General features: G+C 47.2%; 15 protein-coding genes. 4 read left to right on the top strand and 11 right to left on the bottom strand.

Translation table 11 applies throughout. From position 1 onward, the window contains the following. Positions 1-8 precede the first annotated feature (8 nt). The 9 genes from ACUUJN_RS04155 to ACUUJN_RS04115 all read right to left on the bottom strand — a co-directional run bounded on the left by ACUUJN_RS04155 (position 9) and on the right by ACUUJN_RS04115 (position 9,405). Positions 9-1,034 (bottom strand): FecCD family ABC transporter permease, encoded by a 1,026-nt coding sequence (locus ACUUJN_RS04155; protein WP_484669289.1) that lies wholly within the window; start codon positions 1,032-1,034, stop codon positions 9-11. Continuing rightward, a complete protein-coding gene (locus ACUUJN_RS04150; protein WP_484669733.1) occupies positions 1,034-2,053 on the bottom strand; it encodes a FecCD family ABC transporter permease in 1,020 nt (339 codons plus the stop codon). The genes ACUUJN_RS04155 and ACUUJN_RS04150 overlap by 1 nt, the downstream gene beginning before the upstream one ends. A gap of 260 nt (positions 2,054-2,313) precedes the next feature. Next, complete coding sequence (abnA, locus tag ACUUJN_RS04145; RefSeq protein WP_023987074.1) at positions 2,314-3,288, bottom strand: arabinan endo-1,5-alpha-L-arabinosidase AbnA; 975 nt, start codon at positions 3,286-3,288, stop codon at positions 2,314-2,316. A 220-nt stretch (positions 3,289-3,508) separates the two neighbouring features. Continuing rightward, positions 3,509-4,795 carry a threonine ammonia-lyase IlvA gene (ilvA, locus tag ACUUJN_RS04140; RefSeq protein WP_053326531.1) on the bottom strand — a complete coding sequence of 429 codons (1,287 nt, stop codon included), beginning with the start codon at positions 4,793-4,795 and terminating at the stop codon, positions 3,509-3,511. A gap of 334 nt (positions 4,796-5,129) precedes the next feature. After that, positions 5,130-5,969 carry a carbohydrate ABC transporter permease gene (locus ACUUJN_RS04135; protein WP_023987072.1) on the bottom strand — a complete coding sequence of 280 codons (840 nt, stop codon included), beginning with the start codon at positions 5,967-5,969 and terminating at the stop codon, positions 5,130-5,132. Between the two features lie 3 nt (positions 5,970-5,972). Next, a complete protein-coding gene (locus tag ACUUJN_RS04130; RefSeq protein ID WP_484669288.1) occupies positions 5,973-6,935 on the bottom strand; it encodes a carbohydrate ABC transporter permease in 963 nt (320 codons plus the stop codon). A gap of 27 nt (positions 6,936-6,962) precedes the next feature. Next, entirely contained in the window at positions 6,963-8,255 is a 1,293-nt protein-coding gene (locus ACUUJN_RS04125; protein WP_023987070.1) for an ABC transporter substrate-binding protein, read from the bottom strand. 240 nt (positions 8,256-8,495) lie between these two features. Next, positions 8,496-8,720 carry a small acid-soluble spore protein Tlp gene (gene tlp / locus ACUUJN_RS04120; protein ID WP_013308822.1) on the bottom strand — a complete coding sequence of 75 codons (225 nt, stop codon included), beginning with the start codon at positions 8,718-8,720 and terminating at the stop codon, positions 8,496-8,498. A 73-nt stretch (positions 8,721-8,793) separates the two neighbouring features. Continuing rightward, positions 8,794-9,405 (bottom strand): alpha/beta hydrolase, encoded by a 612-nt coding sequence (locus tag ACUUJN_RS04115; protein ID WP_484669287.1) that lies wholly within the window; start codon positions 9,403-9,405, stop codon positions 8,794-8,796. 217 nt (positions 9,406-9,622) lie between these two features. On the opposite strand from ACUUJN_RS04115, the gene ACUUJN_RS04110 reads away from it, so the two are divergent. Together ACUUJN_RS04110 and ACUUJN_RS04105 are read left to right on the top strand one after the other, a co-directional pair. Further along, entirely contained in the window at positions 9,623-9,934 is a 312-nt protein-coding gene (locus tag ACUUJN_RS04110; RefSeq protein ID WP_013308820.1) for an autorepressor SdpR family transcription factor, read from the top strand. Next, the gene (locus ACUUJN_RS04105) at positions 9,931-10,584 is read left to right on the top strand and encodes an SdpI family protein (RefSeq protein WP_484669286.1); all 654 of its coding nucleotides are present in this window, start codon (positions 9,931-9,933) and stop codon (positions 10,582-10,584) included. Before ACUUJN_RS04110 ends, ACUUJN_RS04105 begins: the two co-directional genes overlap by 4 nt. Positions 10,585-10,675: 91 nt before the next feature. Here the strand turns inward: ACUUJN_RS04105 and ACUUJN_RS04100 are convergent, their stop codons facing one another. Together ACUUJN_RS04100 and ACUUJN_RS04095 are read right to left on the bottom strand one after the other, a co-directional pair. Then, positions 10,676-11,500 (bottom strand): aldo/keto reductase, encoded by an 825-nt coding sequence (locus ACUUJN_RS04100; RefSeq protein WP_338533244.1) that lies wholly within the window; start codon positions 11,498-11,500, stop codon positions 10,676-10,678. 44 nt (positions 11,501-11,544) lie between these two features. Then, entirely contained in the window at positions 11,545-11,838 is a 294-nt protein-coding gene (locus ACUUJN_RS04095; protein WP_013308817.1) for a putative quinol monooxygenase, read from the bottom strand. Between the two features lie 161 nt (positions 11,839-11,999). On the opposite strand from ACUUJN_RS04095, the gene ACUUJN_RS04090 reads away from it, so the two are divergent. Beyond that, entirely contained in the window at positions 12,000-13,673 is a 1,674-nt protein-coding gene (locus ACUUJN_RS04090) for an ATP-binding protein (protein WP_023987066.1), read from the top strand. Continuing rightward, positions 13,666-14,394 (top strand): response regulator, encoded by a 729-nt coding sequence (locus tag ACUUJN_RS04085; RefSeq protein ID WP_023987065.1) that lies wholly within the window; start codon positions 13,666-13,668, stop codon positions 14,392-14,394. Before ACUUJN_RS04090 ends, ACUUJN_RS04085 begins: the two co-directional genes overlap by 8 nt. Positions 14,395-14,509 lie beyond the last annotated feature (115 nt).

The raw sequence follows: 14,509 nt of genomic DNA, 5'->3' as shown, positions 1-14,509 counted from the left end.
TCCTTCTGTCATTTTGTTCGGGACAACAGGAATAAAAAATACGGAGCTCCTACCACAGCAACCACCACACCTGCGGGAATCGCATTCGGCTGAAACACCGAACGCCCAATCGTGTCTGCGGTGACCAGAATAACGACCCCGACCAAACAGGCTACTGGCAGCAAATGCTGGTACATCGGCCCAACCAGACGGCGAGCCAGATGAGGCGCAATCAGCCCAATAAAACCGATGCCTCCAGCCATGGATACGCTGGCACTGGATAGAGCCACGGCTGCGCCCAGCAGTAATAGACGCTGGCGCTTCACATTTGTGCCGATTCCAGCTGCGGTCTCGTCGCCCAACGACAGATTGTTCAGACTGCGCGTCTGCGACAGAACGTAGGGTAATACAATGACTATCCAAGGCAACAAAGCCGCTGCGTGTATCCAATCCCGGCCCCAAACGCTGCCAGCCAACCAACGTGCAGTAAATGCGTACGTATCCTCATCCAGCCGCAACGACCAATACAGCGTTATGGCGCTAAGACCCGAGGCTACACCGATGCCGGACAAAATCAGACGCACCGGCACGATTCCTCTGCTGCGGTTATAGGACAACAAAACAATTACCACCGCCGCAATGACACCTCCTGCAAAGGTAAACAAGGGGATCAGAACGGCGGCCGATCCGTCCAGGTCGCGAAAAAAGCTAACGAACATTACCAGCCCCAACGCAGCCCCTGAGTGAAGTCCCAGAACTCCGGGATCAGCAAGTGCGTTCCGTGACAAGCCTTGCATGACCGCTCCGGCTGCGCCTAGTCCCGCTCCAGCTAGCACCGTTACAGCAATACGTGGCAGACGATATTCGAACAGAACGATATGATCACGTCCGCTGCCACCGCCAAACAACGTATCCAGCACGCGTAGCGGTGGAATACGAATCGTTCCGGTATTCAAACCCAAAACAAGGACAGCAAAGCTGATCCCCGCCAATACCAAACAAACGAGCCAAGCCTTTTTCGTTCTTGTGTCCCCAATCCCTAAAGAGCGACTCACTATAAATCCCTCCTTTCCTTACGGGCGAGAAAGAGGAAAAAGGGTACTCCGATAAAAGACACCATAATCCCAATAGCTAACTCCTCTGGCGGATTTGCCATTCTCGCTCCCAAATCTGCCAGCACCAGTAATACGGCTCCCAATAACGCAGACAGCGGCACGATCTGGCGATAATCCACACCGATTAGCTTGCGAGCGATATGTGGGATAACCAAACCTATAAAGCCGATGGCTCCGGCAGCCGATACAGATAGGCCGGCCAGTACCACTACAGTCAGCAGACCCAAAAGCCGGATACGCCTGAGATTCAACCCAAGGTTTAACGCCACCTCATCGCCCATCGAAATCAGCGAAATGGAACGTGCCAGCCCCATAGACCAGACGATCACAATAAGCAAAATCGGTGCAAGAATCTCAAGCTGCGACCATTTAATCCCGGCTACACCACCCGCATACCAGAAGGCTAAATCCTGACTTAGATCAAAATAAATCGCAATCCCCGAAGTCATGGAACCTAACAAGGCAGCCGTGACAGCTCCAGACACCGTCAATCTCATAGGTGTCAATCCTCCAGGTGCAGATGCTCCCAGACCAAATACTAGTAAGGTACTCATCAGCGCCCCCAGGAACGACAATACTATTAACGTCCCATAAGGTAGATTGGGGAAAAAGGCAAAACTCACTGCAACTACAAACATCGCTCCTGCGTTAATGCCCAGCACACCTGTATCTCCCAGCGGGTTGCGTGTAATACCCTGAATCAGAGAGCCTGCCACCGCCAGCGCAGCTCCAATAACAGCTGCACCGAGTACACGCGGTAATCTCAGCTCGTGAATGATCTGATGTGTCATTAGCGAACGATCATAGTGAAATACTGCCGACCACACGGTGCTTACGGTCAAATCCTTGGCTCCGAGAGAAATGGCGGCGAATATGGCCAAAGCCAACAATACAGCCGAAGCTGTGAACAACAATGCCTGCCGAACCCTACCCGCTCGAAGCACTGGACGTGCTGTTATGTCTACTTCAGGAACTGCCCTCTCTGTCAGAGCTGTATGTTTGTCCATGCTGTCTTTGGACTGCATTTGGTGAGGTCACTCCCTCCATACCTGAAAATCATCACGTCTCTTATAACGATAATGATAATTATTATCAACTTGATACATAATAGCATGTTTCTATGACATTGCAAGCCAAAAACTGTTCCCCCTTAGGAGGAACAGTTTTTGAATATATCTATATGATTTTACTGCACAAATGACTCCAAACGGTCCTCTCTTTAGTACGTAGGCCAGCCTGCCGAATCCCATTTCAAATCACTAATCAGAAGCTTTGGATTTCCACCATCAGTGGCATCATAGGCATGACGTGCAATCACACTGTTGTTATAGACAGATTGTCCACCCGGTCCCTTCCAACGGTCATTCCCTGCATCCAGTATCGTTCCACCGCCATCCATCAGGCTTTTGCCGCTCTTGTCCACATACGGTCCGGTAATACTAGTAGAGCGACCGTAAATAATCTTATAATTACTGTCTACGCCTTTGCAGCAGTTATCAATGGAAGCAAACAGATAATAATAGCCGTCGCGGTATGTAACATGTGGCGCTTCCAAACCACCAGCCGTACGCTTGGCGATAGAATAGATCTGGCCCGTAGGCTTCATCGTATTCTTGTCCAATCGAGTCACTTTCAAGCCTGAATTCCATGAACCAAAGGAAAGCCAAGGGTTACCGGAAGCGTCAATGACGAGATTTGGGTCAATAGCATTATAATCGTTAGCATCCGTCGTACGCAGCACTAGTCCATCATCTCTCCAGCTCCCCGCGCCAATGCTCGTTGCGGAAGCTAGTCCGATAGCCGAGGTCCGGGCACCAAAAGTAGAAATGGAATAGTACAGCCATACCCGTCCATTATACTTTTGAGCATCCGGTGCCCATACATCGTTAGTCTTTTGCTTAGGTACATACGATTTCCACCATGATGGCGGTGACAGGAATATTTGCGGCAATCTGTAAAAATTGCGTCCGTCATCCGATCTTTGAACCTGTATCCCCTGCCCTGTGGAGAAAATATACCATGCGTTGCCTTCCTTCGTAATGGACGGATCATGCACTGCCACATCGCCAGTTAACGCCCAATGCTCTGCGGATGCAGATGGCATCACTGACAGCATTAAAGCAGCCGAGGTTACGGCAGCAAACGCCGTTCGGGTCAATTTACTCTGTACTGATTTTTTCCATGCTTTCAACATTCTTTCGCACCTCCGAATGAGTATCTTATAATGAAATTCAGGTGACACACCTATTACATTAGTGTTTATACTTATGAAGTTACCCATATATTAACCTATCAACTTCAGTTTTGTAAACGCTTTATTTCAAATAAAAAGAAATTCATAAACTACGCATAACACTATACATACGAGGATTTTGCAAAATCCTGATACAAAAAAGGAGCCCGTAGGCTCCTTTTCAAATTAACATATTAAATAGATTTTCGTTTTTGTTCAGTTCCGTATATTTAAGCCCCTTGCGGTTCATTCGTTCAATTAAAGGAAGATAGTCATCCTTGTGGAACAGCTCAATGCCGACCAGAGCGGGTCCATTTTCCTTATCATTCTTTTTCGTATATTCAAACCTAGTAATATCGTCGTCTGGTCCAAGCACATCCTGTAGAAACTCACGCAGTGCCCCAGCTCTTTGCGGGAAATTCACCATAAAATAATGCTTCAGTCCTTCGTAAATGAGGGACCGTTCCTTAATCTCCTGCATACGATCTATATCGTTGTTACCACCGCTGACGATACAGACAACCGTTTTGCCTTGAATCTGCTCGCGATACAGATCAAGTGCTGCAACAGGCAGTGAACCCGCAGGCTCCACAACAATCGCATTTTCATTATACAGCTCCAGAATCGCGGTACATGCTTTACCTTCCGGTACCTTCACAATATCGTCCAAGGTATGCTTACAAATATCGTATGTCAGCTGACCCACACGCTTCACTGCAGCTCCGTCAACAAACTTGTCTATTTGATCCAGTGTAACCACCTTGTGCACACGCATCGCTTCCGTCATCGACGCCGCGCCGAGGGGTTCCACGCCAATTACCTTGGTGGATGGACTCACGGTTTTAACATACGTACCTACGCCTGCCGCCAAACCGCCGCCGCCAATCGTTACGAACACATAGTCCATAGGTGTATCTAGGCTCTCCATCACTTCCATCGCAATCGTACCATTGCCCGCAATAATTTTCGGCTGATCGAACGGATGGATGAAGGTCATTGCCTGCTCGCTGCACACCTTCATGGCCTCGTCATAGGCATCGTCAAACGTGTCTCCGGTCAGAATGACCTCTACACTGTTACCGCCAAAGCGACGAACCTGCTTGACCTTCTGGTTGGGCGTTGTACTCGGCATAAATATTTTACCGTGGATACCAAGAGCATTACATGAAAAAGCCACACCTTGCGCATGATTCCCTGCACTCGCACACACGATTCCTTTTTCCATTTGCTCAGGGGTCAAGCTACGGATCATGTTGTAAGCTCCACGGATTTTAAAGGACCGCACGACTTGGAGATCCTCTCTTTTCAGATACACATTACAGTTATATTTGGCCGATAGGACGGCATCCCTCTGTAAAGGTGTACGTACAATCACCTCACGCAGCATATGATGCGCTCGTACAATATCCTCCATGCCAACGGTTGACGCCATGGTCGGGTCAGTTTTCTGGGTTTCTGTTGGTTCCATAGGTTCTCCACGCTCCGCCTGAATATTTCTGTATTTGAGCATTTTGCATAAATCCCAAGAGCGATTTCAAATCAGCAATATACAGATCGAAACGGTTTAGTTCGTCTATATATTGTACTTTTGAGCGTTAGGAATCGAATTATGCAAAGTGCTGTATTTGAAATCTTTCAAATATCATACCACGTTTACCCATAGCTTGTGCAGATGATAGTCATGAAAATGAGAATGAAAATCAATCGAATCTAAAAAAAGGCAGACCGGGACAATGCCCGATCAGCCTTTTCTGACGTTGCACATTTCTTGTATTCCATTGCTCTATTTAATACCTTTCCGATTATCCTTTTACTCCGCCTGCCGTCATCCCTTCAATAAAGTAACGCTGGAAGAACAGGAACACGACGAGAATCGGTAAAATAGCCAAAACGGATCCCGCGATCAGCACATCATAATTGTTGCCATACGGCGTCAGCAGACTGGACAGTCCAATTGGCAGTGTCAGCATGTCGTTCGTACGTAATACAATCATCGGCCACAGGAAGTTATTCCAACTGTTCATCGCCTGCAAAATAGCCATTGCCGCAAATGCAGGCGCCATCAGAGGCATCATAATCCGCACGAAAATGCCATATTCTGAACAGCCGTCAACCCGCGCAGCATCCATAAAGTCCTTGGGAACACCACTCAAATATTGACGGAAGAAAAAGATCGGGATCGGCGCGACGACGAAGGGTAGAATTACGCCCCATACTGTATTAATTAGCTTCATGCCAATCATTAGCTTGTAGAGCGGCAGCATGATAATTTCTACCGGGATCATCATCACGACCAGCACCAGTGTGAAAATCACATTTTTCAATCTAAAACGGTACATCTCCAGACCGTAGCCTACCATCGCGGACAATATCAAACATAACACCGTAAACAAGACGGTAATGACAATACTGTTCCAGTACCATTGAAAATAATCCGTCGTCCCCTGAAAGATGAACGCATAGTTTTTCAAGGACATGATGCCCCACTCCAGCTTAAGATTCAAGCCGTAGCGCAGCAGCTCCGTCGATGGCTTGAACGAGGCAAGCGTCACAGCAAATAGCGGAAACAAGGCAAACCCGGCAAACAGAATGAACAGGACAACGAGCAATGCGGATAACGAGCCTTTTTGTTTCTGAGCCATCGCTTAATCCTCCTTCCGGAACATGCCGAAAAATTTGAGCTGGATCAGGTTCAGCACGAGTGTAAATACGAGCAATACAATGCCCACCGCAGCTCCAAAGCCCATACTGTTCTGCTCCAGACCTTGGCGATAGAGATAGCCAACAATCGTTAAACCAATATCGTTCGGGGAGTTATTTCCGTTCCACAGCATGTAGCTCTCCGTGAACATGGATAACCCCGCATAAATGCTAATCGTAAATACGTAGATCGTCACTGGTTTCAGCATAGGAATCGTAATCCGCCAAAATGAATCAAAACGACTGGCTCCATCAATCTGCGCAGCCTCATACAACTCAGGAGGAATGTTCTGGAGTCCCGACATGTAGTACAACATATTTACGCCCAACCATCTCCACAAGGCCAGCACAATCAACGCTAAAAAGCCGGTGTTCGCATTCATTAGCCATTTGTAAGGCTCCAGACCGAATACCCCCAACAGGGAGTTCATCAGCGAACCATCCAATTCCCCGAACATGAGGCGGAAGATCGTTCCTGCTACCACCACCGAGGTTAGTGCAGGGATAAACATCACGGAGCGAAACAACCCTCTGCCCGGCATTTTAGGCAAATTCAGCAATACTGCCAATACCAGCGGCAGAGGAATCAGCACGACTAGTGTAAGCAGCGTATACAGGACGCTATTCAATATCGCCTTTCCAAACGTAGGATTGATTAAGTCCTTATAATTCTCCAGTCCAACATAAGTTGTTATCCCTGGCAGGACTTCCTGAAAGCTCATAATGACCGTCGAGATGACCGGATAGGCAAAAAATAGCGCAAAGGACAGTAAAAATGGAAGGACAAACACATACGGTGCCGTACGGCTGGAATGAATAAAGCGACTCCATCGGCTTCTGGTCGGACGCTGAGGCTGTGGCGGCTGACCTGTCGGTACATTAGCGTTCGTATGAACGGGCGTTGCCATGAATCTCACTCCCTTTCCTGTTGGGGTCTATCTCAGTTCATCTGCCAGCTCATGTAGCACCGTGGCTGGATCTTCGCCATTCTGTAGTGTCCGATAAAGTATTTTATTGCGCACAGCACTGGCGATATCAGGCGTTTTCGGACCGATATGCACCGCATTGATTTCATCTTTGACTTCGATGAGCGTGTCAAAAATATTCGTTCCGAAATACTCCGTAAATTTATTCTTGGCTTTGGCTTCCGGCATGGTCCACACTTCACTACGGATGGGATCAAAACCAAGCTGCTTCCAGATCTCCACATTCCCTTGCTTGGATAGCTTGGCAAAGGCCAGAAAGCGCATCGCCAGATCCTGGTGCTCTGATTGGTTCGTGACTACTGTTCCGGTTCCACCCATACCCGCTGAGCGAAAACCACCTTTTTCCCACGCTGGCATGGGTCTGATGATAATTTTACCTTTTAGGTCAGGCATGTAATCCGTAAACCGTCCCATATACCACATCGGCATCCATACCGAAGCGGCCCCACCTTTGTTCATAAATCCGTAGTATTCCTCCATGTGATGCCCGCCGCCCGGTGCGGGAATAGCGATTTTGTCTTTTATCATCTGTTGAAGAAACTCGAGTGTTTTAATATTGGTTTCGTTATCCAACGTCAACTCGCCCTTGTCATCCAGAAAATCTGAATTTTGCTGGGAGATCATCGGCCAATAGCTCCATAGGTCATTCGTTTCTAAGGTCGCCATGGGCTTGCCTGTTTTCGCCAGTACTTGCTTGCCTGCAGCAGCATAGTCTGCCCAGGTGACGATGGAATCCGGGTTTACCCCCGCCTGGTCCATAATCTCTTTATTGTAGTACATCACTTCGGCCCCAACGTGGAAGTCAATGCCGTAATATTTACCGTCTTTGCCGTAAATCTGTACTCTGGAAGGCACAATGTTATTGATCTCGGGGTCAATCACCGGATTGAGCGGGACCAGCTGCGGTATGCCTTTGAGGAAATTACCGATCTTGTTCACCTCGATATCCGCGATATCCGGCGCTCCCACCCCCGATTGCAGCGCAATCGACAGCTTACTGTGATGGTTATCATAAGGAAATGTATTCGCTTTCAAATTAATCAATTCATCAGGGTGCTGTTGGTTCCATTGGTCAGCCATTTGCAGAAAAAACTTCTCATGCAGTTCATTGAACGTCCATAATACAAGTTCTGTTCCCGGCCCATCCTTTTCATCGGTCTTGAAAGAACAGCCTTGCAGCAGTCCAGCCATCAAAACCACCGCCATAAGCATCAAAGCCATGCGTTTTCTTCGCAGCAGCATATCCTTCCCCCTTCGCATGATGAAATCCTAATTCGTAAATGATTGCGCTTTCTTTTATTATTTAACATCAACACAAATTAGTTTACAACAACATTATTTATAAAATATTTATTTTCAACGCAGATTAGCGTCTCCTTTGCATTATAGGGGGAAAATGAATTGAATGAGGCTATGATGATTTTTGCATAAAAAAGAGGCCCCACTCGAATTGAAACTCGAAGTTGGGCCTCGCTATTTTAACTACTCTTGGGAATGGGCTGCTTCGTCCTTCACTTCTTCCCGAAATGATCTAATACTTTCTTTACGACGATTATTTTTTTCTTCGATCTGCTTACGCTCCTCGTTGCTGATTTCAGAGGAAAATTCGTTTAGATATCCTTCAGCTTCATGCAGGTTCTGCTGTGTGTTCTGAATACTTTGTTGCAAATGTTCAACATTATCGGCTCGATTATCTGGTTTTGCCATTCGTTTGTCGCCTCCTAATTATGGGGTCGCTCAGTAGAGCGCTAATCCGTAGCTTGATCGCTATCGGATCATTTTATGCACTAAAATGCTCCCCAAACCACTTTCCTGCGGCTTCGGCTTCAGTCCGAGTCAATTGATGACCATTGCGTTCCCAATATGCTTCCACCTGCGCTCCGGCCCCTTCCAATAATGCTTGCAGCTCCTGAGATTCCGAAATTGAAACAATGGGGTCATTCTCACCGGAAGACAAAAATACAGGGATACCATTCAAAGCGGGCAAATCCAGCCCACGCAACGGCACCATTGCATGGTGTAAAATAGCTCCACGTAACGCTTTTGCATCGTGAAAGAGCATGCTGGCGGCTATGTTTGCACCATTGGAGTAGCCAAGAGCCACCACGTTATTACGATCAAAATCGTATTGCTCTGCAGCTGTGTCCACAAATTCGCTCAGTTCTTTGGTGCGAAATACGAGATCCTCAATGTCGAACACTCCTTCTGCCAAACGGCGAAAGAAACGCGGCATCCCATTTTCCAGCACATTTCCTCTCACGCCTAATACAGAAGCTCCCGGTGCTACCATCTCAGCCAAAGGTATCAGGTCTTGTTCGTTCCCGCCTGTACCATGCAACAGCAAAATAACCGGGGCTTGCGGATGATTTCCTTTACGAAATACGTGTTTCATTTATATTTCCTCCTCATTTTTTCTTTAAATTAAGATTCTTATTTTCAGTATAAATTAATTATAGCCAACTTCGCTGCCTTTTACAAACCTAATTAGTCTGATCTACATCTTTTTTCTAAAATGATGCCTTGTTCCATTGACATGTAGTATAGCTCTATTTTACTATGGTGTTAGATATTTAGAATATTATCTAAATATCTAAAGGAGGAAATGTATTTTGAACGATGCCTTCAAAGCTTTGGCTGATCCAACCCGGCGTACAATCTTACAGCTTTTAAAGGAGAAAAGTATGAGCGCAGGTGAAGTGGCTGAACATTTTCAAATTAGTAAGCCCAGCATCTCCCACCATCTCAATATCCTGAAGCAGGCTGGGCTGGTGCTGGATGAACGACAGGGGCAAAACATTATCTACACCCTGCATACAACGGTTGTGGCGGATGTCATCGGTTGGATGTTCAGCATCGCCCACTCCGATACCCCTGCCCAGAAAAATGTGAATCATATCAAGGATACGGAGGGATCTGAATGAAATTTCGAATACAATGGGGCTTTACGGATGTTTTGACGACTTTGATTGCCTTATCACCCGCTATAGGCGCTATACTGCTGTACGACCGACTTCCCAATGTTCTAGCCTCTCATTTTAGCTTTGACAATACTGCAGACGGGTATATGAGCAAAAGTGGTTCTATTATCATGCTCGTGCTGTTGGGTCTAGTACCGCTGGTCATTCGATTAGCACGCTACATGGACCCCAACAGAGCTAATTATGAGAAATTTTCAAAAGCCTATGAAGTTACGCGTGCAGGTATTTCTTTGGTTCTGGCTGTAGCTGGATGGGGGATGCTGCTGTATAACCTGAACATACGACTGCAAATGAATACTATAATTTTGGGGGTAATAGGCCTGCTGCTGCTGGTGATGGGTAATTATATGACTCAGGTGCAGCCGAGCTATACCTTCGGTATCCGCACTCCGTGGACTCTGTCTAACCCCGAGGTATGGCGTAAAACGCACCGTTTCGGTGGACCTATGATGATGCTCGGTGGTGCTTCGGGTTTGGTGGCGGCATGGGTCGATGGAGTGGCGGGAACGGTCATTTTTCTATCCATGCTGATCATATCCGTCATCTCTCCCATACTCTATTCTCTCTTGTTGTATCGTAAGCTAAACCAGTAAGCAGACAAAGCCAAACCTGAACCTAAAAAAGGAACCTCCCAATCCACGTAAACGTAGAATTAGGAGGTTCTTTGTACATTTAATCTTAATATTAGAACAGCAGCTTATCGGGATGCGTGCCTACACGCTCATCAAGATGAAGACCATTGATTCGTTCAATATCCTCAGCCGTCAATTCAAAGTCGAATAAATCAGCATTTTCGCGAATACGATGCGCGGTTACAGATTTGGGAATCGTCACAATCCCCCGATCCAGATGCCAACGCAAAATAACCTGCGAAGAGGTTTTACCGTATTTGGCAGCAATCTCAACGATGTCCGCTTGCTCGGTTAATTTCCCCTTCATCAGCGGACTCCACGATTCAAGCTGAATCTGGTGCTCCCGGCAGTATTGATGCAGCTCTTGTTGAGTCAGACGAGGGTGAAGCTCCACTTGGTTGATGACAGGAACCATGTTGCTGTCTTTGAGGAGGTCTTCGAGATGGTGAACTTGGAAGTTACTAACTCCGATAGCGCGTACGCTTCCTTCTTCATACAGTCGTTCGAATGCCTTCCAGGTTTCCTTGTACTTATCCTTGCCAGGCCAATGAATGAGATACAGATCAATGATATCCAGACCTAGCCGCTTACGGCTTTCCTCAAAGGCACGCAGTGTTGAATCGTAGCCTTGATCCTGATTCCATAGCTTGGTGGTTACAAACAGATTTTCTCTAGGCGTCCCACTATCACGAATGGCTTGTCCAACCAGTTCCTCGTTACCGTAGATCGCCGCTGTATCAATGTGACGGTAACCGACCTCAATAGCTGTTTTGACCGCTTCGTAGACCTCATTGCCTTCCGCCTTGTAAGTACCGAAACCGAGCCAAGGCATCTGAACTCCGTTATTCAGTACAGTTGTATCCGCAATGTTCCCCATGTCTATTCCTCCTGTTCCTGATTATGAATTATCCAACGGGATGATTACAGTTTAGTTGCATCCTGAAAAGCATTCACTTGAAGTGGAGCAGCCAACAATTCTTTAGCCGCGGCAACAAATGCCTGGAAATGGGCAGAATTATTATGGAAATCTACAGCAGCAGCATCTTTCCACTCTTCAACCATCGTAAATGCGTTGGGATCATTCAGATCCTGCATTAACGTGTAACGTACATTGCCTTCTTCAGCTTGGGATGCGCTGATCAGCCCTTGGGTTTGTTGCAGAAAAGTCTCTCTTTTTTCAGGTAAAACTTTCATATCGGCATGAATAATAATCATATTATGTTCCTCCTCGTATTATGTAACTATTTCTATTATAGACCATTCTTTCGACAGAATAAAAGTGCGGGCGTTTCTGTAATACAGTAAAATAGATCGTATGGGGGAGAAGATCAGCTGATCCGTTCCTCCTATATTTTGTTTAACGGCGGTGAAGGCATGTGCGTTTTCAGACAAAACTAATGGTATTTATATCTCTTTTAGTACTGGTAGTTACCGGGCTGTTGGGATTATCCTTTCGATATATGATCACCTCCGCTCTATATGATGAAATCGGAGAAAGGGCGCTCACCGTCGCCAATACCCTCGCCGTAGATGCGCAGGTCAGAGACGCTCTGGAGCAGACTGAGACGACGCAATTGCGTTCGCGTATCAACGAGGTCATAAAGCCTGTCCAAGCCAGCAGCGGCGCTGATTTTATTACTATTGCTGATCGTCATCTCATTCGACAGTGGCATGTAAACCCGGAGCGCATCGGCACGCCTATGATAGACCCCATGAATGATAAGGTACTGCAAGGGCAGTCCTTTATCACTGAATCGACGGGTTCTCTCGGACCGTCAATACGCGCCAAAACAGCCGTTTATGATACGCAAGGTAAGGCCATCGGGCTCGTCTCTGTAGGTTTTTTAATGACAGATGTGCAGCAAAATATTCGTACATACACATATGCATGGCTCTGGTTTATGGTGGGCGCGCTGATGATCGGCATATTGGGAAGCCTGGTTATAGCGCAACGGGTTCGACGCGCACTGCATGGACTGGAGCCAGTGGAGATCGGACGGTTGTACCAGGAAAAGCAAGCCATTATTGAGTCCATCGGCGAAGGAATTATCGCGGTTAATAGTAACGGACAAATCACACTTGCCAATCCACAGGCAGCTCGCTTGATCGGACTCCCCGCGGAAACCTCTATCTACGGATGCGACCTTCGTCACTTGACAGGTGTTCCAGATGTACTGGTTGATATGCTTGTTGCCGATTACACAGTAGAGCATTCAACGATGGGGCCAGATCAGGGACAGGACATATGGAATAAGGAAATTGAGGTCCAGCAGCGAATTGTAGTCGTCAGCCGTGTGCCGATCCAGGATCGTTCCGGTCGCATCATGGGCACAGTTGCCAGTCTGCGTGACAAGACCGAACTGCTCCACATGACACAACAGTTGACAGAGGTCAAAGATTACGCGGAAGTACTTCGATCACAAACACACGAATACGCCAATCGGCTGTATCTCATATCCGGCCTGATTCAGTTGGAGTGTTATGACGAAGCGGTGGACTTTATCACCCAGGAATCAGAGGAATATCGTGTACACAGGCCGATTGGCACAGCTCTCCTAACCGATTCAATCATCGCCAGCCTACTGATCGGTAAGAAGAAACAGGCGCTGGAAAAAGGGGTTTTACTCCATTTTGATATTAAAGGAGCATTCTCAACCCAGTCTCCTACGTTGGAGTGGTCCTTTCTCGCTTCCATAGCCGGAAACCTGCTGGACAATGCCATGGAAGCTGTTGCGATGTCCTCCATCTCTGACGGACAGGTCTGGTTCCGGCTTGAAGAAACGACTGAAGCCATCATCGTCGAAGTTGCGGATAACGGATCGGGAATTTCGGACGATATCCAAGAAAAGCTGTTTGTCAGGGGAGCTTCGACCAAAGCAGATGCAGGACATGGATATGGCCTTGCTCTCGTGCTGGAGTACACTGAACGAATGGGCGGCTCTATTGAAGTGCATGAACGGCCTGGTGGTGGAAGTATTTTTGAGGTATACATTCCTTTACATAGGACAGATATGAGTAATGATGCAAAAGGAGGTTATGCCCATGAATGAGCGGGTTTTATCGGACATTGAGGTTCTTATTATTGAAGACGATCCGCGAATTGCGGAGATTAACCGCCGATTTATTGAAAAGGTAGACGGGTTCACCGTATGTGCAATCGCGACGAACGAATTTGAGGCAAAACTTCAACTGGACGTGCTCCGTCCTCCTCTAGTCGTGCTGGATGTTTATTTTCCTGATACAGATGGTCTAACCCTGCTATCGTTCATTAAGCAACACTATCCGGGTACAGATGTTATTATGCTGACTGCCGCCAAAGAAGCTGAAACAGTGGTACAAGCCGTTCGAGCAGGCGTGTTTGATTTTATCGTAAAGCCGCTTATATTCGAGAGATTGCGTGCGACCTTGGAGGAATATGCCCGATTTCGGCGACAAATCACAACATGGCAAGAGGAACAATCCACAGTCGAACAATCTGAAATTGACAGTTTGCTTCAAAGCGCGGGCACCGGTCGGATGGCGGGGAACGGAGTCGGAGAATTATGGGCCAAAGGCATCGATAAAGTAACTTGCGACAAAGTGCTAGATCTCCTGAATCGACGGGGTGAGGTGACTACAGGTACAGTGGGAATTGAGCTGGGTATGAGCCGTTCTACAGCCAGAAGGTATCTGGAGTATTTAGTGGAAAGTGGCGACGCGCACCACGATCAGGTGTACGGAACCGTCGGCAGACCGGAGCGTATCTATCGGCGACAGCGGAGGGATGCATAAACCACCCAACTCTGATGTCCTGTTACTTCCCCCTCTTCCTATTCATAATTTTATTGAATTTAATTCACTTAATCGATCAAAACGGTTTAAATGACCACATTATTTACGTCCTCCT

The organism is Paenibacillus sp. LRG-1, assembly GCF_057220305.1.
The sequence above is the reverse complement of the archived record's forward strand: the minus strand, read 5'-3'. Positions and strand labels throughout refer to the sequence as shown.